The organism is Janthinobacterium svalbardense, from assembly GCF_002327145.1.
Lineage (GTDB): Bacteria > Pseudomonadota > Gammaproteobacteria > Burkholderiales > Burkholderiaceae_D > Janthinobacterium > Janthinobacterium tructae.
Genome location: NZ_CP023422.1, coordinates 6,037,595 through 6,060,288, shown reverse-complemented (window position 1 = coordinate 6,060,288; position 22,694 = coordinate 6,037,595). Strand labels below are relative to the sequence as shown.

The window sequence follows — 22,694 nt, the reverse complement described above, 5'->3', positions numbered from 1 at the left end:
ATGCCGCCTGCCGCTCCCCGCTCCACGGCTGCGCAGTCCACGGCTGCGCATTACACAGCTGATTACCTGCGCCTGAAAGGGCAGGCCGAGAAGGGTAATGCGCATGCCCAGCACGGCCTGGGCTTCATGTATTTCAACGGCCAGGGTATCGAGCAAAGCTATGCGCTGGCGCTGCACTGGTATGGCCTGGCTGCCGCGCAGGGACTCGAGCACGCACAATACAACCTGGGTGTCATGTGCCAGAAAGGGCAGGGCGTGGCGCAGGATTTCGTGCAGGCCGCGCACTGGTACCAGCAGGCGGCCGAGCAGGGTTACGCGGCGGCGCAGTACAACCTGGGCTGGCTGTATGCCAAGGGCCAGGGACTGGCGCAAGATAGCGGGCAAGCCATGCTGTGGTTCAGCCGCGCGGCCGAGCAGGGCGACGCGGGCGCGCAAAACAATCTGGGCATGATGTATGACAATGGCAAGGGCGTGCCGCAGGATTTCGTGCAAGCCATCAATTGGTATCGCAAGGCGGCCGAACAGGGCTATGCGCGCGCGCAGTTCAACCTGGGCCTGCGCTACGACAATGGCCAGGGCGTGCGGCAGGACCGCCAGCAGGCGGCCGCCTGGATGCGCAAGGCGGCCGAGCAGGGCTATGCGCCGGCCCAGTTCAACCTGGCGCTGCGCTATGAGAACGGCGACGTGCTGCCGCAGGACAGCAGGCAGGCGATCAGCTGGTACCGGCGTGCGGCCGAGCAGGGCCACGCCAGTTCGCAGTTCAACCTGGGCCTGATCTACGACAATGGCCAGGGCGTGCCCTGCGATAAACAGGCGGCGCTGGCGTGGTACGTGAAGGCGGCAGGGCAGGGCCACGCGGCGGCCCAGCACAACCTGGGCCTGCACCATGAACATGGCGCGCAGGACTATACCCGCGCGCAGGTGTTCTACCGCCAGGCGGCCGGGCAGGGTTTTCCTGCCGCGCAGTATCAGCTGGGACTCCTGTATGAGCACGGGCAGGGCATGCCTGCCGATGCGCAGGAAGCCATCTTCTGGTACCGCAAGGCGGCCGACCAGGGACATGTGCGGGCGCAATTCGACCTGGGCCTGCGCTATGAACATGGCCAGGGCGTGCCGCAGGATCTGGCGCTGGCGCTGGAGTGGTACCGCCGCGCCGCCGAGCAGGATTACGCGCCGGCGCAATACATGCAGGGCGTCTTGCACGACCGCGACGATGGCCCGGCGCCAGACAGCCAGCAGGCCTGCGCCTGTTACTGCCGCGCGGCCGCGCAGGGCCACAGCCTGGCCCAGTTTGCGCTGGGCCTGCGGCACGACAATGGCCAGGATGTGCCGCAGGATTATGCTGCCGCCTGGGACTGGTATGCGCTGGCCGCGCGCCAGGGCCATGCACGGGCGCAAATGAATCTGGGCTTGATGGCGGCCAGCGGCCAGGGTGGCCCGCTCGATTTGCAGCAGGCGTATATCTGGCTGTCGATGGCCGTGGCGGCCGGCGTGGCCGGTGCGGAAAAATCCTTGCGCCAGACAGCGGCGCGCATGCGCGAGACAGATCTGGCGCGGGTGCGCGAGCAGCTGGCGGCGATAGCCGGCTGAGCCATACCGTCCGCGTTAGCGTGCGCGGATACAACAGCAGGTGCTGTATAGTCCTTCCCCTTCGCCATCTGTGGCGCCCCTTTTTTCCTCCAGACGCAAAAAATTGCTGCAGTATTTGCAGTTTTGATGTGCTAATGTTCCAGAAGAAGGTGGTCTGACTAGTCTTTAGAAAAGGAAAACCATGCGCCTGAACTCTTTCCCTGGCTGGCCCGCCGCCATCCTGTGCGCGCTGGCGCTGCTGTCGTCCGGCGCAGGCGCCGCCAGTCCCCTCGATGCCCTCAGCAACCAGGATGCCAGCAATGGCTTGAAAGCGGCGCTGCAAGCCGGTTCCGCTGCCGCCGTATCGAAACTGGGTATCGAGAATGGTTTCCTGAACAACGACAAGGTCAAAATCAAGCTGCCCGGCATCCTGGAGCAAGCCCAGCCCTTGCTGAAAATGACGGGCCGCGGCCAGCAACTGGACGATCTGGTGGTGGCGATGAACCGTGCCGCCGAATCGGCCGTGCCCATGGCCAAGCCCTTGCTGCTCGATGCGGTCAAGTCGATGAGCGTGACCGATGCAAAGAATATCCTGTCCGGTGGCGACACGTCGGTGACTGACTTTTTCCGCCAGAAGACCTCGGCGCCGCTGGCCGTCAAATTCCTGCCCATCGTGAAATCCGTGACCGACCGTTCCGGCCTGGCCAGCAAATACAACAGCACCATGAGCCAGATCGGCAAGACGGGACTGGTGCCGCAGCAACAATCGACGGTGGAAGGCTATGTCACGGACCGGGCGCTTGACGGCCTGTATCTGATGATAGGCGAGGAAGAGAAAGCCATCCGCAGTAATCCGCTCGCGTATGGCAGCAAGATTATCGGCAAAGTGTTTGGCAGTTTGAAGTGAGTATTGAAGCGTGCTGCGAGGCCGCAGGCGGCGTTTGCGCCGCACTGACAGGTGTAGCGCAAGGGAAACAAGTTAAGCATTTGCTACAAGAAAATAATGTTAAAATTCCGTGACATACATTCCTGGGGCATGCTTAAGCAACGCTCAACTGCCTGGAAGTGCCGAGTTTAGTGGCGAACTGATGCGTGGTATTGCGAGATACCCGTCGGTTGGCCTTTTTTCGTTTTATTCACGTCCCCCAAGCTCATTGATTTTCTGAAGACATCGTCAGGAATTCCAGATGCAGGGTATTTTAGGTAGCCGGATTTGTTAAGCGTACTCAGAAAATCAATTAAATATACCTGGTGTGGCTGCTTGGTGCTTGGCGCGCCTTCGGCGATTGCCGCGACGCCGAATCATGGCGGTCAATCCGGGTATATCAATATGCCCAGCGCCGTGGTGGAAACAGACGGCACTTTCAGTGTCGGGTATAGCTACGATAGCCCGTACGGTCAGTTGTGGGTCACGTCGGATATCCTGCCTTTCCTGCAAATGACGGGACGTTATGTGTCGATCACGGGCATACCTGGTTTTACCAACGTGCCCGGTGAGTATGGCAGTGGCTATGGCCGCTACAAGGATAAAGTCGTCGACGGCAAATTGCGCCTGTGGACGGAAACAGAGTGGATGCCATCGGTCGCCGTCGGCATGACGGATTTGTTCGGCACCGAGCTGTTCAAGGGGCAATATGTGGTTGCCACCAAGACTTTTGGCGCCAGCAAGAATATCGAAGCGAGCCTGGGCTATGCGCATAAACGCCCGGACGGCGTGTTTGCCGGCGCGCGCTGGACCCCGGCCGCGCTGCCGCGCTGGTCGGTGGTGGCCGAGTACGATACCACCAATTATCTGCGCGACTTCCGCGCCAGCGAAACGACTGCTGGCAAGCGCCGCAAGGGCGCCTCCGTGGGCCTGGAGTACCGCTGGGGCTGGCTTGCCCTGCAAGCGGCACGCAGCCGCGACCAGTTCAGCCTGAACGCCTATGTCAGCATTCCGTTTGGCGAGCGCGAGTTCGTTCCCAAGGTGTATGAGCCAGCGTATTTCGTCGACGACAAGAATCCACCGCCGCTGCCGAGCAAGGAAGAGTGGCACCGCGACGCCGTGTACGGCGCCGACCTGGTGAAGGCACTGGTGAAGCAGGACTACAAGAATATCCGTGTCGAGCAGGAAGGCAATACCCTCAGCCTGAGCCTGACCAACAGCCGTATTTCGACCATGGGGCGGGCCGTTGGCCGCGCCGCGCGCACTGCCGTCGCCTTCACGCCGAAGGGCGTGATGACCCTGCGCATCACGTACACCAAGCTGGACCAGCCGATCGCCACCTATGAATTCTTTGATTTGCCAAAACTGAACGACTATTTGGCAGGCAAGATCGACCGCAAGGCCTTCCTCGACGTCGTGCTGCTGCGCTATCCGGAGAAAAGCGATGTCATCCGGGATGAGCAGCAAAGCTGGCTGAAAGAATTCCTCGACACGCCGGCGCCCGTCGTGGCCGCTGCACCGGTACCGGCTGCGGCACCTGCCAGCGCATCGGCTCTCGCCATTGCGCCCACCGCGCCTGTGGCTGCACCGGCAGTGCCCGCGCCCGCAGCCGCCAAGCCAGCCGATGTCCTCAAGGACGATGGCAAGCTGGCCGTCGGTGTAGGTGTCGATGGCGACGTGGTACAGATCAAATCGCTGGACCGGGAAGCGAACCGTTTCAAAATCGCTCCCAAGGTGGGCTTCTTCTTCAATGACCCGAGCGGCGCCTTCCGTTATTCGATTTCGGCCGTGGCCAACTATGATCGCCGCCTGGGCGATGGCCTGTACCTGAATAGCGCCGCCAGCCTGCAGTTGCTGGAAACGGTGTCGGGCGTCAAGCAGCCATCGAACAGCAACTTGCCGCATGTGCGCACGGATGTGGCGGAATATTTACGCGGCGGACGTTTCTCGTTGAGCCGCGTCTTGCTGAACAAATATGACAATCCCGCCGAGCGCGTGTACACCCGATTGTCGGCCGGCCTGTATGAAGACATGTTCCGCGGTGTGGGCGGCCAGGTGCTGTATCTGCCGAAGGACAGCCGCTGGGCGGCCGACGTGGCCGTCGATGCCTTGCAGCAGCGTGGCTACAAAGGCTTGCTCGACTCGCTCGACTACAAGACGGTGACGGCAATCGGCTCCCTGCACTACCGCTTGCCGCACGACATTACCGTCACGGCGCGCGCCGGCCGCTTCCTGGCGAAAGACACGGGCGTGCGCGTGGAATTCAAGCGCCGCTTCCAGTCCGGCATCGAAGTGGGCGCCTGGTACACGCATACGAACGGCAACGATATCACCAGTCCTGGCACGCCATCGAAGCCATACCAGGACCGTGGCATCTTCCTGTCCGTGCCCTTGAACAGCATGTTGCCGATGGATACGCAGTCGACGGCCGGCTTCGCCATCGCCCCATGGACGCGCGACGTGGGGCAGATGGTGGCCTCCCCAGGCGACCTGTACGACATGTTCGAGCGTCCGCGCGCCGACATGCACAGCTACGATGGCCTGGGTAACTTTGCCGAGCGCCCGGACGAACAGCACCTGCCTGCCGTCAATCCGCCAGACCGGCCGTTTGTCAGCCCATGGCCCGCCATGCGCGCGCGCCTGGCGCAATCCGCATCGGCGACGCCGAGCGCCCCTGAATGGCTCAAGGCGACGGCGGTGGTCGGGGGCGTGGTGCTGGCATCAGCCCTCAGCGACAAGCCCGTCGACCGTTTCGTCAAGAAACATGAAGATTCCAGGGTGTACCGCAACTGGGACAAGCTGGGCAAGGCCATGCCATACGCGGCAGTAGGAGCGGCGGCGGCCGCCTTCGCCCTGGGCGATGAGCGCATGCAAAATACGGGACTCATTTCCCTGCAATCGATTGCCGCAGCAACGGGCGTGGCGGTGGCCGGCAAATATGCGTTTGGCCGCGCCCGTCCGGAGGAAGACCTCGGCGCGTGGAGCCGTGTCGGCAGCGGCAGTTCCCGTTCGAACTCATCCTTCCCTTCGGCGCATGCCGCCATCGGCTTTGCCGCCGTGACGCCGTTTGCCAAGGAATACGATGCGCCATGGCTGTACAGCGTGGCTGCCGTGGGTTCCGCCGGCCGCGTATTTGGCCGCAAGCACTGGGTGTCCGACACGGTCGCCGGCGGCATCGTCGGCTACGCCATGGGCAGCTGGCTGTGGCACGCGCAGCGCGACCAGAGCAAATCGGGTTTGTCGATCAATCCGGGACCGAAGGAAATCAGCGTGACCTGGCAGGGCAAGTATTAAGCGAGCATGGCGGCCCTTTACTCATACAACATCATTCATCCAGACAAAGACCAGCATGAAAAAGCAACTTCGTACTTCCTCGCCGTTCGTTAAACACCTGATTTTCTCGGCTTGCCTGATGGGAATGGGTTCCGCCGTTGCGCAAGACCTTGGAGCGAGTGACACTCCCAAAATGCAATCGATGGAAACGGGCAGCGGCCTGCCGGCCATACGCAGTGGCCGCAGTGAACAGCGGCAGGCGCAGAATCCGCCCGCCAGCCGTCCGGCCAAACGCGCCGTCGCCGAAGCCGGTGCATTTGAGGTCTATGCGGAAGGCGTGACCGGACAAAAATTGAACATGTTCGGCAAGGATTTGTTCAGCGACGTGCCATCCACCTTCGCGCCCTTCGATGGCGCGCAAGTGAACCAGGATTATGTCATCGGCACGGGCGACGAGTTGCAGGTGCGCGGTTGGGGCATGGTCGATATCGACGTCAGCGCCACGGTCGACCGCAGCGGCGCGATCTTCATTCCCCGCGTCGGCTCCGTCAAGGTCAGCGGCGTGCAGTACAAGGATCTGCAGGGCTACCTGAAGAAAGCCGTCGGCAAGATTTACACCAACTTTGAATTGACGGCCAGCATTGCCCAGACGCGCGCCGTGCAAGTGTATGTGGTTGGCCACGCCGTGCGTCCCGGCACCTATACGCTGAGCGCCATGAGCACGCTGTTGAACGCCCTGTTCACCTCGGGTGGCCCGGACGCCACGGGTAGCATGCGCAACATCCAATTGAAGCGTGGCGCACAAACCGTCAGCACCTTCGACTTGTACGACATGCTGGCCAAAGGCGACAAGAGCAGCGACATGACCCTGCGTGACGGCGACGTGATTTACATTCCGGAAGTCGGTCCCCTGGTGGCCTTGACGGGCAATGTGAAGCAGCCCGCCATTTTCGAATTGAAAGGCAATGCCAGCCTGGCCGATGTATTGACCTGGGCCGGCGGCTTCGATTCTGCAGCGGAAACGAAGCAGGTGATCGTTGAAAAGAACGTCGACAATCAATACAAGACGGTGGTGGAACTGATCGCCGACAAAACCGTCACCAGCACCCAACTGGCGAGTATCCCCGTAAAACCGACCGATGTGCTGCGCGTGTTTGCGCCGGGCGCCGTGCCGGTGCAGGCCCAGATCCAGAATGAATACGTGCGCGTGGCCGGCGAAGCCAAACAAAGCGGCATCTTTCTGCTGAAGAAAGGCGAAACCCTGCGCGAGTTGATCGCCCGTGTCGGTGGCGCGAATGAAAACGGCTATCTGTACGCCACCCAGTTGAACCGCGAATCGGTACGGCGCGCCCAGCAAGCCAAGTTGAATGAAGTGGCGGACCGTTTCGAGCGCGACTTGGAGTCGAATGCTACCCAGCGTATGGCCGCCTCTGGCGACAAGGAAAATGCGGCAAAAACCGCCGCCGAGGTGGAGCAGCAGCGCCGTATCGTGCAGAAACTGCGCACTATTAAGGCCGAGGGCCGCATCGTGCTCGATTTGCCTGGTGTGGAGACGCAGATCAAGAACTTACCCGATTTACCCTTGCAGGATGGCGATACCATTCTGATCCCGCGCCGCCCGGGCACGGTGGATGTGCTTGGCTCGGTATTCCAGCAAAATGCCTTTGTCTACCGCCCGCAGCGCACGGTGAGCGATTATGTCCAGCAAGCTGGCGGTATTACCGTCACTGCGGATAAATCCGAAATGTACGTGATACGCGCGGACGGTACGGCGCAGAGTGGACAAAGTACAGGCTGGTTCAGCGGCATTGGCGGCACGGCATTGAATCCTGGTGATACCGTGGTGGTGCCGGAAAAAATCGACCGCAGCACGTTTATGCAGAGTTTGAAGGAATGGACATCGATCTTTTACCAGTTTGGTTTGGGTGCGGCCGGTTTGAAAGTGTTGAAAAACTAGAGAGTCTGGAAAGCCGTAAAGTGTATCTTTAGTAATGACCATTGATGGGCCGGATAGTTTCACAGTACATCCCTGTTATCGTGGGACAATTTTAGATGCCATCGGATTCTCATTAAAATAGTTTATTTTCGATGATTTTTCAAATTTTTAACCCCTAAAAAATACTCACGCTATTTTATTATGCGTGAAATAACTAAGTAGTGAGGAAAAGATGTTAACTGTAAATCCTTCAAATAATAGTGGTGGCGGGATTTCCGGAAAATCAGAATATTTAAATATTTTTGATTTTTTTAAGATAGTAAAAAAATATAGAAATATAGTATTTCTGACACCGCTGGCATTTGCCGTAGTCGCAGCGGGCGTAAGTTTGCTGCTCCCCAATATATATACTGCATCAGCGAAGATCTTGCCACCTCAATCACAATCGGGGGCATCCCAGTTGCTTGGGCAACTTGGCGGCCTTGGAGGTCTCGCTGGCGCGGCCGTAGGTGGCAAGATTACAGGTGAGACATACGTTGGAATGCTTGGTAGCCGTACAGTTGGCGATAATTTGGTCCAGCGTTTCAACCTGTTGGAGATATACAAAGCCGATTTTAAAAGTGACGCCCGTAAAACGCTAAAAAAAGCGACTACCATTACTAATGGGCGTGATGGTATTATCGTAATTGATGTCGATGATAAAAATCCTGAGCGCGCTGCACTTTTGGCTAATGGCTATGTTCAGGAATTGCAAAAATTAACCGAGTCATTGGCAATCACGGAAGCTTCGAGGCGTCGGCTTTTTCTTGAGAAGCGCTTGGGTGAATCGAAAAAGGCCCTTAATGAGTCTGAGTTGGAATTGAAGAATATTCAGGAAAAAACGGGACTAATTAAGCTCGATGGCCAGGCACAGGCAACGATCTCTGCTATTGCAATGATTAAATCACAAATCGCCGCAAAAGAGGTCGCCTTGGCTGCAATGCGTACCTTTGCTACCGCTGAGAATCCCATATACATCCAAAATAGGCAGGAAATAAATGGATTGAAGGCTCAGTTGGATAAAGTGGAGCGCGGTACGAACCAGGGCAATGGTGATATTTCTATTTCCACCGAAAAGTTGCCGAGTTTGGGAATGGAATACATCAGAAAAGTCAGGGATGTGAAATATAACGAGCTGTTATTCGAAAACTTGGCAAAGCAGTTCGAGATTGCGCGTATTGATGAAGCGCGGGACAGCTCAATGATCCAGGTACTGGATGATGCAGTGATTCCGGACAAGAAGTCAAAACCTACCCGCAGCATATTGGTGCTGATATTTTTGATGTTGGGTGGTGTTTTTGGTCTGGTCTGGGCATTTTCAAAAGAAGCCTTTGCACAAGCCGGAAATCCATTTCTAAAAAATAATGAATAATTATGCCGGAGGAAAAATAAACTCCGCATATTTTGGGTGGATTCTTAAATGTTCTTGAAATATGCGGGCTCAAAAGTCGCGCAAGATATCCTTAAAGTTCTTTCTGGAAATGTTGTGGCTCAGGGGCTATCATTTCTCGCGATAATTATCATATCGCGGGATCTTGGTCCTGAGAGCTATGGCGATTTTGCCTTAATAATTGCCATTTTTACGTTTCTGACTCAAATATCTGATTTTGGTACGTCTACTTCCTATGTGAAGTTTTTGAGTGAAAATAAATCCGAGGAAAAAGTAATATTTTCTTCGGTTTTGATATTCAAGACGCTGACAGGTATTCTATTTTCTGCGGTGATCTGGTATTTTTCATTCGATATATCAGAATATTTTTTCTCGATAGACAGGTATGAATATTATTTCAGGCTGGCGGCCATTGCTCTCGTTTTTCACTCCATCTTGGGAACGGTCATTGCCCATTTTCAGGGATTGGAGAAATTCAGGCAGTACTCCCTCGTCAGTATTTCACATTACGCAGTTCGATTTGTCGCGGTAGTCATAGTTATTTTTGCTTTTGCGGCAGGGAAAAGGTTCGAGTATTTTATTTACATTTATTTCTTTGCTGTTGTACTTGTTTCCCTGTCTTCTATTTATATCTTGAAAGCTGGATTTCTATTCAAGTGGAAATATGTTGAAGAAATTTATAAGCTGGGATTCTGGATATTTTTCTCATCTGTAGCGGTGGTTGTAATGATGAGAATTGATGTGGTCATGCTGAAAAAATTAGGCGATGCCGAGGCTGTTGGTTTTTATTCTGTTGCATCAAATGTAGCAATGATTCTGCCTTTGATTACCATGTCTATCACGGCCACATTGATGCCAAAAATGGAGGCTTTCTTAAGGGAAAGTACCATTCGTGAATTTATTAAGAAAATACTCAAGAAAACCAAGTATGTCATTTTGGTCAGCTTGCTTTTGCAAGCGGCCTCACCGCTGATCATTTATATACTATTTGGCGAAGCATATTTAAAAAGTATTCCAGTTCTATTGATACTTGTCGTTTCTTATATGTTTGGCGTTATCGTCAATCCTATCTCCTTGATCTATTATCAGATAAAGAAGCCATTTCTGTTGACAGCTGTGAACTGGGGGCAACTCTTGATCGGCTACTCCCTGAATTTGCTTTTGATTCCCGATTTTGGGGCGATAGGCGCCGCTATCTCTTCACTCGGTATACATATATTCAGCAGTTCCATTATTGTCGGATACCTTTACTTCTCCAAGGTTCGAGATTTTAGCTTAGAAGAAAAACCACTATAGTAAATTGGATAGATTATGCGTGTGGCTTTAATGACAGAATATCATCACATTGGCGGTGGTGAGTCAAATTTACTTAATTTGTGTGAAGAACTAAGTAAGAGCATAGAAATTGTACTTTTTTGTGACGGTGCAGTTTATCAAAAGGCTAGCGAGCTCGGTATTGCATGTAGAAAAAGCGATTTGTCGGGAAAAAAATGGCTCCGGTTTATTCCGTTCCTGTCTTTTCCGGCGGATCTCAGAAAAGAACTGAAAAATTTTGATGTGGTTCACTCCTACTCGCTGAATGTTCTTTCTCGCCTGGCTTTTCTCGGACGCCCCGTCATATGGACCACTCATGGTTTCTGGGAGAGACCATTTGGACTGCGCGCCAAAATCATCAATCTTATTGTTGATAAAGTAGTAGCGGTCTCTACAGATGTACACGATATTTGTCGCTTCAGCTCTGATAAATTGTCCAAGATTTTCCTGGGTACGAAAATGAAGGGGACTCAAGGACAGAAAAGAAAAATAGACCCTCGCAATATTACTATATCCTGCATTGGTCGATTTCAAAGGATAAAAGGTCAGGATCTTTTGCTTTCTGCGCTGATTGATATGGCAAAAGAGCGGCGCGATATCAATATGAAATTGCACTTTGTTGGTGGAGTGAATAGCGATAAAAAAGAGGATATCGATTTTCATGGTGAGCTACTCAGTATTGTACAGACGGAAAAGTATGAAAACCTGGAAGTGGTTTTTGATGGATTCCAGGCTGATATTTCATCCTTTCTGACGGAAAGTGATTTTATCGTCGTGCCTTCCCGTTATGAATCCTTCAGCATGGTAGCAATTGAGGCTCTTGCATATGGCAAGGCAGTGATTTGTCCGAATATTGGCGGACCTAAAGATATTATTAATGCTGAAAATATTGGAATTTTGTTCACTCCAGAGGATTCCACGGCATTGAAAAAATCAATATTGGAAATGATCGAGAATTTTGAAATGTTTGATCCAGAGCAAGCCCGGATTAGGGCTGAAGATTTTTCTATTGTGCGCCAGGCTCGTGAGCATTTGACGATTTATCAGGAAGCCTGTAATGAATAAAGTATTGATCGTCGCCACCAGTTATCCTTATCCCGAGTATAGGGATGGTTTGGCGAAAATAAACGCAAATTTGCTCAAAAAAAATGATTATTTTGATGCCGATATGCTTTGTATTGGTGACGTAGGTGATACGAATACTGTCGATGTTGGCAAGATATTCAAAATTCTCCCACAGGCGAAGAAGAACAAGTTTTCCCAGATTTTCAGCTTTATCTTTTCGATGAAGCCAATAAATGTATCGAAATACTCTGAATATATTCGTCAGTATAGGGATTTTTTGCTCGAACATCACGCTCGATATTCATCTATTCACCTTAGCGCCCCCTATCTGGCGGAGATAGCGATTGACATGCCATCCGAAATTGTCAATAAGATGATTATTTTCCCTATCGATTGCATGGCGTTGTTCTGGTATCGCCGCAAGAAAAATGAGGAAAATATTCTCAAGAAGATAGCATATTCGATAGAGTTTCTGAAATGCTCGTCATTTGAAAAGAGATATTATAATTTATTCAAGGCTGCTGTCTTTGTTTCGGATGTTGATCGCGACTATGCCAAGAAAATAACTAAAGAAAATAATTATTACACTATTCCTAATGGTGTGGATATAGATTACTTTAAGGCAGAGGATTCGAACCATGGAGATGGAAATTTTCTGGTTTTCACGGGAGACATGTCATATGCCCCGAATAAGGATGCCGTCAATTTTTTAGTAAATAAAGTATTTCCTAAAATAAACCAAAAATTCAAGCCACATCTGCTTCTGGTAGGGCAAAAACCGGACGAAACCACGTTATCTTTCGCTGGTGAATATATCACGGTGACCGGTTTTGTCGATGATTTGAGGCCATACCTGAATCGTTCTAAAGTGTATATTTCCCCTTGCGCTTTGGGAGTGGAATAAAGAACAAAATTCTGGAAGCCATGTCGATGGGGATGGTTGTCATTGGGACGAAGGTAAGCTTCGAAGGGATCGAGTGTACCCCTGGCCATGATTGTGTATTGGTCGAGGTTGATGAACATAAAATGGCAACAGCCGTGGAAGAAATTTTTCAGAATCAAGTAGCTTATACGTCAATGCGCGAAAATGCCAGAGACTTGGCTGAGAAGAAGTATTCGTGGGACTCCATAAGAAAAGCATACGGATTAATTTATGAAAATCGCTTTAGTAACTGACAAATTTTCCACTGGCGGGGGATTGGAACATATTTATCAACTATGTTGCGGCATGCCGGATGTGGAGTTTGGCGTATTTGCTAAAGATGGAAATGCCAAGGATAAATTCATTTTACTGGATAATGTTACTATATTCGATAACGGGTATGCCTCAGAAGCCATTATTGCCTACGCACCCGATGTAGTGCATTTCCATCATTTAAGGCCATTGCTTGCTTTTAGAGGCAAGGCCAGGAGATCCATTTTTACCGTACATGGGATTCATTTGCATCAATATGAATTCAAAAGGGGCTTACTATCAAGAATTCAATATTTCATCCGATTGAATCTTGAAAAGTTTTTGTACCGAAAAGTTGACCGAATTATTTCGGTCTCCTATGAGGATGAGAATTTCATCGCAGAGAAATACGGAGTCAAGGCAAAAACTGTATTTAATGGGATTCAATTTGACGCAATAGAAGGTATCCAAGGCAGTCAAGACAGCTACAGGATGTTATTGGATCTTCCTGCGGACAAGAGAATTTATCTTACAGTTGCGCGTTTCGACTTTCCTAAAGGATATGATGTATTAATTAAAGCCATTGGATTTCTGAAGCAACAGGATAAATTAACTAATCACCTCTTCGTTTTTGCCGGAGATGGTGCCGAGCTTGTTCCGATGCAAGAACTCGTCGCCACACTAAAAATTGATGCGCATGTACGATTTTTAGGACGCCGAACAGATGTTTATGAGCTGATGAAAGCGGCTGATGTTTTTGTCCTTCCAAGTAGGTGGGAAGGATTGCCCATTACATTGATCGAATCGCTGGTCTCGCATTTGCCGGTTATCGCCAGTGATACTTATGGCATAAAAACGGTTTACAATGAAATAAAAAATAATATTTCTCTTTTTGAAAATGAGAATTCCTCAGATTTAGCAAGGGTTATTCTTGAAGAACTTATCTACGAGCCGTGCGATATGAGTATTTTTTCAGTTACTCCCATGATATCGGCCATGCAGAAGGAATACGCAGATGTATAAAATAAGGAAATCGCTGATATTTTTCACATTTTTCTTTTTTTTATTAAGTGTTATTTCCATGCCGATGGCATTGTTGGATAAATTTACTATTGCTGGAAGTGAATTTTCTGCATCCTACATTTTTGTATTTTGCATGATACTTACTTTCTTGATTTTTGCTTTGTTAAGCATAAAGAAAAATTTTCCAATTGAAATAGATAAGAATTTTTTGTGCATAATTGCGCTTGCGTTTAATTTCTTGTTTTTTTCCTTGCTCAATGAGCCAGATGGCGGCTTTTTTCTTGGGATATCTTTTTGGGTAATATCCATATTCATTGGTTTGAATATGGATATTTCAGCTAGAGTTAAATTTCTAAAAATAATATTTTTTCTTGCGTGGACTTTATCGATTGTCGGATTGGTCTTATATTTCCTCAATGTTCCATTGCTTGATTTGAAAACGGCTGGCCGTGAATTATATTTTTTAAATTCGAATGGTTATTATCGAGCGTCCTCTGTATTCCTGAATCCGAATAGTTTTGCATATTTTTTGGTATTCTATTTCTGTATTTTTTCGACGTCAATAAAGTTTAATATAAGACATTTTTTTATATTTCTGATTGTATTTTTTGCTTTCTATTTTTCCGAATCCAGGTCAGCCATGCTGTCCCTATTCCTGATTTTCTTGTTTTCATTTTTACAAAAATAAAACCGGCTAATTTGTCAAGAAAATTATATGTTCTCAATGTGTTTATTCTGTTGGCATTGTTATTTTTGTTGCTATTGTCTGGGGGGCTTTTTTCATATGATATTCGGTTCGAAAAGTGGCATATGGCGCTGGATATATTCGTGGGAAATTATGAGTATCTGTTGAAGGGAATTCCTTCTTCCGTTCCACTATCCTCCCAAGGAATTACTTTTAGTGATAATATGTTTTTATATATATTATTCAGACTGGGTTTCTTTGGTTTCTTTGGGTTTTTTATATTTTATATTTTTTTAGTTAAGAAATCATGTGCGATCTTGGCGTATGAAAGCAATCATAGCCAAAGTGCGCCGTATGCAATGTATTTTCTTGTGTCATCAGTTTCAATGTTTTATTCAAATTTTTTATTGTTTTATCCAATAATGATTTTGCATGGAATTGCGATCGGGATCGTTCTGCAAGAAACAAATGTTAAAAGTAGGTGTGAAAAATAATGAAGATTGCAATTGTTCATGAGTGGTTCGTAAATTATGCGGGCTCAGAGAAGGTAGTTGAGAAAATTCTGGAATGTTATCCCGATGCAGATTTGTTTGCGCTGGTGGATTTTTTGCCGGCCGATGACAGGAAATTTATTCTGAATAAGAGTGTGAACACATCATTTATTCAGAAATTGCCAATGGCCAAAAAGTCATACAGGAATTATATTGCGCTTATGCCAATTGCGATAGAGCAATTCGACCTTTCATCTTATGATTTAGTTATTTCCAGTTCACATGCCGTGGCGAAAGGTGTATTGACAGGACCAGATCAATTACACATCAGCTACGTTCATTCTCCAATCCGATACGCCTGGGATTTCCAGCATCAGTATCTGCAAGAATCAGGATTGACCAAGGGAGTGAAATCTATATTGGCTCGCTGGATTTTGCATAAAATCAGGTTATGGGATACCCGCACATCCAATGGCGTTGACTATTTTTTAGCCAATTCTCACTTCATTGCAAGAAGAATTATGAAATCATATCACCGACAGGCTACCGTGATTTATCCGCCCGTTGATGTCGATGCGTTCAAGTTCCAGGGCAAAAAAGAGGAATTTTATCTCACGGCATCCAGGATGGTGCCTTACAAAAAAATTGATTTAATTGTTGCCGCTTTCTCATTGATGAAAAACAAACGGCTTGTTGTGATTGGTGATGGCCCTGACTTCGAGAAGATAAAGTTAAAGGCTGGCGACAATATCGAATTGCTGGGTTATCAAGAATTTGATGCGCTAAAGAAATATATGATGGACGCCAAGGCTTTTGTGTTTGCTGCAGAGGAGGATTTTGGTATCACTCCGGTAGAGGCTCAAGCGTGTGGTACACCAGTCATTGCATTTGGTAAAGGTGGTGCGCTTGAAACTGTTTTGCCGTTATCACATGAAACACCAACAGGAGTTTTATTTTCACAGCAGACGGTCGAGTCAATCATCGAAGCGGTGAGTATATTTGAAAGTAATTCTGAGCAGATATTGGCGGAAAACTGCAGAAAAAATGCTGTGAGATTTAGTAATGATCGCTTTAAAAGTGAGTTTGTTAACTTCGTAAAAAGAGCCTGTGACGACTTCAGTAAGGGGAAATTTACAGTTCCCAATAAATTATTGACTTGAAAACTGATTTTGCTCCCGAACGAGGGAATCTGTACGCGTCAAGAAAGTTGTCGTATAAATCTATTTTAGAATGCGTCGATTTTGTCCTTTCCTCAGCAGGTCATGCGGCGTGGCGCTGGTCAAGTTTGGACGGCGGGTTAAGCCAAACCTCGTCGGCCACCTGCCACGCGCGTGGCTGCCGTTTCCAGCGCAACGGATGGCGCTCCCGCACCTGCGCGTAGACTTCCCGCCGCTGTGGCACTGTTCTGGTGTCACGAATGATAGGCTGCTATGCAAATGCTCGCCGTTGTACCAGGTGACGAATGTCAGCACCCATTGCCGCGCCAGGTCGATGTCCTCGAGTCCATTCGGCGGGTAGCCTGGCGCGTACTTGCAGGTGCGGAACCAGGCTTCGATATGGGCATTGTCGTCCGAGACGCCGGGGCGGCTGTGCGACGGCATGATGCCCAGCGTCTCCAGCTTCGACTTGAGCGTGTGCGCCTTTTGCGCCGCGCCGTTGTCGGCGTGCAGCACCAGCGGCTTGTTGTGGCCGCGGCGTTCGCGCCAGCAGGCCCGATCCATCAACGCGGCCGCCTCGACGCCACCCTCGCGCACATGCACCTCCTATGCGACCAGCTTGCGGCAGAACAGGTCGATGACGGCGTACAGATAGAAGAATATGCCGCGTACCTGGCTGGGCAGAGACGTCACTACCCAGCTCCGCACCTCGTTGGGACCGTGGGCCACATGGCGCTGCGGCTCGATGACCTGCGGAGCTGTGGCACGGCCGGGATGCTGCTGTTCCTGTACCGCCCGCAGTATGCGATATAACGTCAATTCGGACGCCAGATATGTTCCCTCGTCAGCCAAACGCGGCACAATTTATGCTGGCGGCAAGTCGGCGAAGCGCGCCTCGTGGCAGACGTCGAGCACGCGCTGGCGTTCTTGCTCGCTCAGCTTGTGCGCCGGCGCCGGCCGGGCCGCCGCTGGTCTCGCATCGGCTTGGACCTCGCCAGCACACGACGGTGCGCCCACTCCCCCCTCTGTCAAAATAGTTGTCGCCTCCAGCATTTGGAGTTCTAATCAGCCCTGGGGCGATGGATTTGACGATGACAAAATACACCAACGAGAAGAAAGAGCACGCGCTCAGCCAAATGAGCGCACCGCATAACAAGCCTGTGGCCGAAGTGGCACAGCTGACCGGCGTACCGGAAGCCACGCTGTACCTATGGCGCAAGCAGGCTCGCGAACAAGGCCGCGCGGTGCCCGGCGATGGACAAAATCCTGAACAGTGGAGTTCGGCCGACAAGTTCGCGGTCGTGCTGGAGGCGGCCCCTTTGAACGAGGCGGAATTGGCGGCGTACTGCCGTCGCAAGGGATTGCTGGTGGAACAATTGGAACGCTGGCGCAAGGAAGTCCACACGGCCTTGTCGGCTGGACAGAGCCGTGCTGGCGCCACCGAACGCGCGACGGATAAAAGACGTATCCGGGAGTTGGAGAGGGATTTGCGCCGCAAGGAGAAGGCATAGGCCGAGGCGGCGGCACTGCTGGTGCTGTCCCGAAAGTACGAAGCGCTGTGGACCGACGGCGAGGACGCATGATTGCGTTGCCGCAGCGCCAGGAGTTGGTCGCCGATATTGAGCAAGCTTGCCAAGATGGCGCGCGTCTTGGTTCGGCCTGCGCTGAACTGGGCTTGAGTGCGCGCACCGTCGAGCGCTGGCGCCGCACGGGCGAGGTCCGAGCCGATGCGAGACCGGCGGCAGCCCGACCGGCGCCGCCGCACAAGCTGAGCGAGCAAGAACGCCAGCGCGTGCTCGACGTCTGTCACGAGGCGCGCTTTGCCGACTTGCCGCCGACGCAAATCGTGCCGCGTCTGGCCGACGAGGGTAGCTATCTGGCGTCCGAATCGTCGTTCTATCGCATACTGCGCGCGGCAAAAGAGCAGCAGCATCGCGGCCGCGCCAAGGCGCCGCAGGCCACCGAGCCGCAGCGCCACGTGGCCCACGGCCCCAACGAGGTGTGGAGCTGGGACGTGACATATCTGCCCAGCCAGGTGCGCGGCATGTTCTTCTATCTGTACGCCGTCATCGACCTGTTCAGCCGCAAACTGGTCGCCTGGGAGGTGCATGCGCGCGAAGGCGGCGACGAGGCGGCCGAGTTGATGGAACGGGCTTGCTGGCGCGAGCGCCGCCCGCACAGCAAGCCGCTGGTGCTGCACGCGGACAATGGCGCAGCGCAAAAGGCGCACACGCTCAAGTCCAAACTGGAGACGCTGGGCATCACGCCGTCGCATAGCCGTCCCGGCGTCTCGGACGACAACGCCCATATCGAAGCCTGGTTCCGCACTTGCAAGTACGCCCCCGGCTACCCGCCGAATGGATTCGAAGACATCGAACTGGCCCGACAATGGGTGCTGAAATTCGTCACCTGGTACAACGGCAAGCATTTGCATAGCGGCCTGTCCTTCGTGACGCCGGAACAGCGGCGTTGCCGACGCCGTGCTGCGGCAGCGGCGAGAGGTCTACGCGCAGGCGCGGGAACGCCATCCGTTGCGCTGGAAAGGGCCGCCACGCGCGTGGCAGGTGGCCGACGAGGTTTGGCTTAACCCGCCGTCCAAACTTGACCAGCGCCGCGCCGCATGACCTGCTGAGGAAAGGACTGAAACGACGCGTTCTAAAACCGCATTTATGCGACAACTATCTTGACAACTACCGATATGATCAGGTGAATACGACGGCAAGTTCAAGGCGGCGTCGAGCGGAAGCCTGAGGCCAGATTGCGCATGTGCACGGAATGGCCGTCATTTTTTCAATTACAACCGCGACAGGCACCGGTGCTGTTTTTTTAAATTGTAATCTTGATATAAACTCATGGTAACTTCTTAGGCCGGCAGACCACAGAATTTATCGATCAGTGTGGCGGCGCTAATTAATCGCATCTACTCATTGCAATGAAAGGACATCCGTATGTAAGGGACCTGATTTGCCGGGAGTTGTTCGCTATTGACCGCCGATGGCGGTTGGTGATCACCGACAATGTAGGCTTCGGTGCAACCCAGATCAGCACTCATGCTCAAGGTAGCTACCATGCTGCCGATGGCATTGCGCGCAACAATCTGGGAATCCCCAATAGCATCGATATCCCGGAAATACTGCGTCGGATCTTCGAGCATCGATGAGGCGACTGGTTCATGGCTGGACAAAGAAAGCATGTATAGAAATGCCTTATCTTCCTGACGTATCAAATCAATGCCATAGGTAATCATATCTTCATCACAAATGCCTGCAAATGGTCCTGGGCAAGTATTGAGTTGCTGCATTTCAGGTTGAAAATATGCATTATCGATACCCAAGTGTTTCCAGACAGTATCGCGGGCATAAAACATCTTTTGATAACCATGTACGCCAAAAACTTCATACCCCATTTTTTTCATGTACGCGGGTGCGCAGTTATCGGCAACCGATGAAAAATTCGTGTCGGAATTGAGTCTTATATATTGGGAACATAATTCGCGGATCTCTCCTTGCATGGTGGATCCATGGTAATCGGTAAAGCCGGCCTCACGCACCCTGACACCATCCCGCTGTAGCCGTTTCTTAACTGACACCAACGAAGCTTGGCTCTCTCCCCATGACTCCACCACCAACAAAACCATTTTTCTTGGCATCTTTTCTGTGCCTTTGATATGATTTAAAAATGTCGGCTCGGTAGTCTTTCCCAAAAAATTCTTCTCATGTGAACTGTCATCGGTAAACAATGTCTTGATTGCGAACGGTGACGGTGTGATGATCATTTTCCGTAGAGATGCGGAACCCACATCAAATATCGACATGGCAGATTTTAAAATTAGTAAAAAAATCCCTATGATTAACGCGTATTTCCTGAATCCAAGGGAGCTTTTCCTATAGATGTCGGAAAAAATAAAGAACAACATAACAGAAACAAATAAAAAACAGGTAATTAGTACCGGCGTAGGTGTATTGCCAATTACCGCAAATAAATAAAAATGGTACGAGTTGGGCCGGATGTTCCAGTTTGCCAGCATGGAAATTAAGAAAATGAAAACCCAGATGATCTTTATCAGCAGCGATAGCCAAGGCTTGAGACGTTTTTCCAGGTAGGGGAAAAAAAGCGGCTCGATGCATATATATAGCCTGCCGAATGCGAAACTCCAGATAATACTGGGCAACAACATCCATAAAAAACAGCGGAAATATATGAATTTTTTAGATTGAAGAGAAAAAAATCGATCTTCTGGCAGTGTGAAAAGTGAACTCATGAATTGGAAATACTAAAAAGGACATCTTATTGGTGCGAGAAAGAATTCTCAGAGAGCAGTAAAAAATATAAGAATTTAGCAATGTTTTTTTTGGGCATTTATTGTAACATGCTTGTCACAAATGTTCTCTAGCATACTCACATTCAAAAATCGCGTATAGTCGTGTAAAAAAAAACGATGTATTTCATTGTCATTTTGTGACAGATCAGTGGCAGTGAGCAGGCTGGTCTTGACACTGGCCGTACTGCACCGCCTCGGCCACGTCGGCCAGAAATGTGTTGGTATGCGCTGTCCGGAGTCGCAGCGCAAAGTCCATGCACGGTGCTCGATGACCTGGCACGATGCCATCGGCACCTCGAACACATGGCACCGTTCCGCGACCAGGCATCGCCATGGGGCAGAGCTTGGCAGCAGTGATCGTGCTGGAAGGTAGGCGATGCTGGATGACTTATGTGGGTCGCTCGATCTGGCGAAGCAATGTTCATTTGTGCTTGGTTTGGCCACCGGCCATCTTGCCTGAAGGCTCACACAAGGAGCGCGTCTTCTTGGTCGGGCCATCCGATGACGGCCGTTTGCTTGACTTGTTGCTGTCCTTGTTTACCTTCGATTCGAGCGCGTCCAGAAGCTCAAGCAGCGTCAGCATCTGGCTAGCATTCTGCATTTGCGAGAGAGTGGAAGGGGAAGATGAAAACAGTCTTTTGCAACGGACACTCTCACGAATTGAGAGCTAATGTTTATTCTTAGAATTACATGGCCCGAACAGTCATGCAGGCGATAGTCTGACCCATTTCGTTAATGAGTTAAGTAACCTTGAGACACCACTTTGTCAGGCACTTCGCCTTCTTGGCCTTCTGTTTCTTCATGAGGTCAATTTCTCAAATCGTGGTTATTTGAAATCGCTTTAAATTGTAGCCCGGTTCAGTCCTGGCACAGCTTCAAGGCTTCCTGCCATTGAGGCAGACCGCAAAAAGTATCTATCAGGCGTTGTGAGGACAGCACCGAATTGGGGGACGTTTCGCCGGCACAGGATAGTTTTTGGTCTCTATCGCACTCAAACGTGGTTTCCTATCCACTGACACATGGGCCATGATCGCTTCGGTAAAACCGAACCAGCTGGTCCTTCCTTGTGCCGTCAAATGATACAGACCGGAGCGTGCCTGCCACCATGCTTGCTGGTCGCTTGCCGCCAGGCTTTGCGCCACGATATGCGCCGTGGTATCGGCGATGGTACGGCTCCACGTCGGTGCGCCGAACTGATCGGATACGATACTTAGTTCTTCGCGCTCCTTTGCCAGGCGCAGCATGGTCAACAGAAAGTTCTTGCCATGCGTGCTATAGACCCAGCTGGTGCGCAAGATCAGGTGCGGGATGCCGGCGGCCTGGATCGCCTGTTCGCCGGCCAGCTTGCTGCTGCCGTACACATTGATCGGGCAGGTTGGATCGGTTTCGACGTAGGGACCATCTTTCGAGCCGTCAAACACGTAGTCGGTGCTGTAATGGATCATCGCGGCGCCCAGCTTTTTGGCTTCTTCCGCCATCACGCCCGGCGCTTCGCCGTTGATGCGCAGTGCCAGTTCAGGTTCGCTCTCGGCCTTGTCAACAGCGGTGTAGGCCGCCGGATTAACGATCAGGGTCGGCTTGATGCGGCGGATTACGTCGCGTACCTGGTCCAGATCGGCCAGGTCCATTTGGCTGCGGTCTAGCGCGATGATTTCTCCCAGACCTTGCAGGCTACGTTCCAGTTCGTAGCCGACCTGGCCGTTTTTTCCTGTAATTAAGATACGGCTCATATTTGTTTCCATGAAGGGTGGAGCGGCGGCGTTGCAGTGCTCAGGCGAAGACGTCGGCATTGGCCAGCAATGTGCCGACTTTGTCCTTGCCCGACAGTAGTGGTTCGCCGTCCAGCGGCCAGTCGATGCCGATCGCCGGGTCATTCCACATGATGCTGCGCTCGAATTCCGGCGCCCAGTAGTCGGTGGTCTTGTACAGGAACTCTGCGCTGTCGCTGGTCACCACGAAGCCGTGGGCAAAACCTTCAGGTATCCATAACTGGCGTTTGTTGGCAGCCGACAGTACTATGCCAACCCAGTGGCCGAAGGTTGGCGCGCTTTTGCGCAGGTCGACGACGACGTCGAATACTTCGCCAGCGGTGACGCGCACCAGCTTGCCTTGTGGCTGCTGGATCTGATAATGTAAGCCGCGCAAAACGCCCTTGGCGGACTTGGAGTGGTTGTCCTGCACGAAGTCGCGCGTGACGCCAGTCAGTTCGGCAAAGCGCTTCTGGTTAAAACTCTCATAGAAAAAACCGCGATCATCGCCAAAGACAGTAGGCTCGATGATCAGGACGTCCGGAATTGCTGTGGTTTGAATTTGCATGGTATGGATGAGTCGA

Annotated in this window: 15 protein-coding genes and 4 pseudogenes; 11 read left to right on the top strand and 8 right to left on the bottom strand. The window is 51.4% G+C overall.

Translation table 11 applies throughout. The features are described from left to right. The 9 genes and pseudogenes from CNX70_RS27000 to CNX70_RS26955 all read left to right on the top strand — a co-directional run bounded on the left by CNX70_RS27000 (position 1) and on the right by CNX70_RS26955 (position 13,708). Entirely contained in the window at positions 1–1,590 is a 1,590-nt protein-coding gene (locus tag CNX70_RS27000) for a tetratricopeptide repeat protein (RefSeq protein WP_096238074.1), read from the top strand. Between the two features lie 181 nt (positions 1,591–1,771). Then, positions 1,772–2,476 (top strand): DUF4197 domain-containing protein, encoded by a 705-nt coding sequence (locus CNX70_RS26995; RefSeq protein WP_096238073.1) that lies wholly within the window; start codon positions 1,772–1,774, stop codon positions 2,474–2,476. 357 nt (positions 2,477–2,833) lie between these two features. Beyond that, on the top strand, positions 2,834–5,788 hold the full coding sequence (locus tag CNX70_RS26990; RefSeq protein WP_279629337.1) for a YjbH domain-containing protein: 2,955 nt from the start codon (positions 2,834–2,836) through the stop codon (positions 5,786–5,788). A gap of 55 nt (positions 5,789–5,843) precedes the next feature. After that, on the top strand, positions 5,844–7,724 hold the full coding sequence (locus CNX70_RS26985; RefSeq protein WP_096238072.1) for a polysaccharide biosynthesis/export family protein: 1,881 nt from the start codon (positions 5,844–5,846) through the stop codon (positions 7,722–7,724). Between the two features lie 211 nt (positions 7,725–7,935). Continuing rightward, on the top strand, positions 7,936–9,114 hold the full coding sequence (locus CNX70_RS26980; protein WP_096238071.1) for a GumC family protein: 1,179 nt from the start codon (positions 7,936–7,938) through the stop codon (positions 9,112–9,114). A 48-nt stretch (positions 9,115–9,162) separates the two neighbouring features. Continuing rightward, positions 9,163–10,428 (top strand): flippase, encoded by a 1,266-nt coding sequence (locus CNX70_RS26975; RefSeq protein WP_096238070.1) that lies wholly within the window; start codon positions 9,163–9,165, stop codon positions 10,426–10,428. 15 nt (positions 10,429–10,443) lie between these two features. Then, positions 10,444–11,511, top strand: coding sequence for a glycosyltransferase family 4 protein (locus CNX70_RS26970; RefSeq protein ID WP_096238069.1), 1,068 nt, complete (start codon positions 10,444–10,446; stop codon positions 11,509–11,511). Next, a pseudogene (locus CNX70_RS26965) lies at positions 11,504–12,687 on the top strand (glycosyltransferase). Before CNX70_RS26970 ends, CNX70_RS26965 begins: the two are co-directional and overlap by 8 nt. Then, a complete protein-coding gene (locus CNX70_RS26955; RefSeq protein ID WP_096238066.1) occupies positions 12,665–13,708 on the top strand; it encodes a glycosyltransferase family 4 protein in 1,044 nt (347 codons plus the stop codon). Before CNX70_RS26965 ends, CNX70_RS26955 begins: the two are co-directional and overlap by 23 nt. A gap of 114 nt (positions 13,709–13,822) precedes the next feature. Here CNX70_RS26955 and CNX70_RS28475 read toward each other — a convergent pair whose 3' ends face one another. Further along, positions 13,823–14,017 (bottom strand): hypothetical protein, encoded by a 195-nt coding sequence (locus CNX70_RS28475; protein WP_157751308.1) that lies wholly within the window; start codon positions 14,015–14,017, stop codon positions 13,823–13,825. An 869-nt stretch (positions 14,018–14,886) separates the two neighbouring features. On the opposite strand from CNX70_RS28475, the pseudogene CNX70_RS26945 reads away from it, so the two are divergent. Beyond that, positions 14,887–15,990: pseudogene (locus CNX70_RS26945) on the top strand (glycosyltransferase family 4 protein); the annotation flags it as partial. Positions 15,991–16,104: 114 nt separating this feature from the next. On the opposite strand, the gene CNX70_RS26940 reads toward CNX70_RS26945, so the two are convergent. From CNX70_RS26940 to CNX70_RS26930, 3 genes are read right to left on the bottom strand one after another with little or no spacing between them, the layout of a single operon-like run. Then, positions 16,105–16,638 (bottom strand): integrase core domain-containing protein, encoded by a 534-nt coding sequence (locus CNX70_RS26940; protein ID WP_096238063.1) that lies wholly within the window; start codon positions 16,636–16,638, stop codon positions 16,105–16,107. Positions 16,639–16,647: 9 nt separating this feature from the next. Beyond that, complete coding sequence (locus CNX70_RS28470; protein ID WP_157751306.1) at positions 16,648–16,860, bottom strand: hypothetical protein; 213 nt, start codon at positions 16,858–16,860, stop codon at positions 16,648–16,650. Between the two features lie 45 nt (positions 16,861–16,905). Continuing rightward, entirely contained in the window at positions 16,906–17,094 is a 189-nt protein-coding gene (locus CNX70_RS26930; RefSeq protein ID WP_096238061.1) for a hypothetical protein, read from the bottom strand. A 38-nt stretch (positions 17,095–17,132) separates the two neighbouring features. On the opposite strand from CNX70_RS26930, the pseudogene CNX70_RS26925 reads away from it, so the two are divergent. After that, positions 17,133–18,665: pseudogene (locus CNX70_RS26925) on the top strand (IS3 family transposase). Positions 18,666–18,961: 296 nt separating this feature from the next. Here the strand turns inward: CNX70_RS26925 and CNX70_RS26920 are convergent. From CNX70_RS26920 to rfbC, 4 genes and pseudogenes are all read right to left on the bottom strand, one after another. Further along, positions 18,962–20,302, bottom strand: a complete 1,341-nt coding sequence (locus CNX70_RS26920; RefSeq protein WP_167389724.1) for a sulfatase-like hydrolase/transferase — start codon at positions 20,300–20,302, stop codon at positions 18,962–18,964. Between the two features lie 481 nt (positions 20,303–20,783). After that, the gene (locus CNX70_RS29330) at positions 20,784–20,963 is read right to left on the bottom strand and encodes a DUF6444 domain-containing protein (protein ID WP_425269213.1); all 180 of its coding nucleotides are present in this window, start codon (positions 20,961–20,963) and stop codon (positions 20,784–20,786) included. A 257-nt stretch (positions 20,964–21,220) separates the two neighbouring features. Then, positions 21,221–22,092, bottom strand: a pseudogene (gene rfbD, locus CNX70_RS26915) (dTDP-4-dehydrorhamnose reductase). Positions 22,093–22,132: 40 nt separating this feature from the next. Continuing rightward, positions 22,133–22,678: a dTDP-4-dehydrorhamnose 3,5-epimerase gene (rfbC, locus tag CNX70_RS26910; RefSeq protein WP_096238059.1), complete on the bottom strand. Its 546-nt coding sequence runs from the start codon at positions 22,676–22,678 to the stop codon at positions 22,133–22,135. Positions 22,679–22,694: the final 16 nt, after the last annotated feature.

What these genes read in the sequence shown, in the direction of transcription:
- CNX70_RS27000 (WP_096238074.1), top strand. Translation starts at nt 1, where the DNA reads ATGCCGCCTGCCGCTCCCCGCTCCACGGCTGCGCAGTCCACGGCTGCG.
- CNX70_RS26995 (WP_096238073.1), top strand. Translation starts at nt 1,772, where the DNA reads ATGCGCCTGAACTCTTTCCCTGGCTGGCCCGCCGCCATCCTGTGCGCG.
- CNX70_RS26985 (WP_096238072.1), top strand. Translation starts at nt 5,844, where the DNA reads ATGAAAAAGCAACTTCGTACTTCCTCGCCGTTCGTTAAACACCTGATT.
- CNX70_RS26980 (WP_096238071.1), top strand. Translation starts at nt 7,936, where the DNA reads ATGTTAACTGTAAATCCTTCAAATAATAGTGGTGGCGGGATTTCCGGA.
- CNX70_RS26975 (WP_096238070.1), top strand. Translation starts at nt 9,163, where the DNA reads ATGTTCTTGAAATATGCGGGCTCAAAAGTCGCGCAAGATATCCTTAAA.
- CNX70_RS26970 (WP_096238069.1), top strand. Translation starts at nt 10,444, where the DNA reads ATGCGTGTGGCTTTAATGACAGAATATCATCACATTGGCGGTGGTGAG.
- CNX70_RS26955 (WP_096238066.1), top strand. Translation starts at nt 12,665, where the DNA reads ATGAAAATCGCTTTAGTAACTGACAAATTTTCCACTGGCGGGGGATTG.
- CNX70_RS28475 (WP_157751308.1), bottom strand. Translation starts at nt 14,017, where the DNA reads ATGGATATTACCCAAAAAGATATCCCAAGAAAAAAGCCGCCATCTGGC.
- CNX70_RS26930 (WP_096238061.1), bottom strand. Translation starts at nt 17,094, where the DNA reads ATGCTGGAGGCGACAACTATTTTGACAGAGGGGGGAGTGGGCGCACCG.
- CNX70_RS26920 (WP_167389724.1), bottom strand. Translation starts at nt 20,302, where the DNA reads ATGAGTTCACTTTTCACACTGCCAGAAGATCGATTTTTTTCTCTTCAA.
- CNX70_RS29330 (WP_425269213.1), bottom strand. Translation starts at nt 20,963, where the DNA reads ATGCAGAATGCTAGCCAGATGCTGACGCTGCTTGAGCTTCTGGACGCG.
- rfbC (WP_096238059.1), bottom strand. Translation starts at nt 22,678, where the DNA reads ATGCAAATTCAAACCACAGCAATTCCGGACGTCCTGATCATCGAGCCT.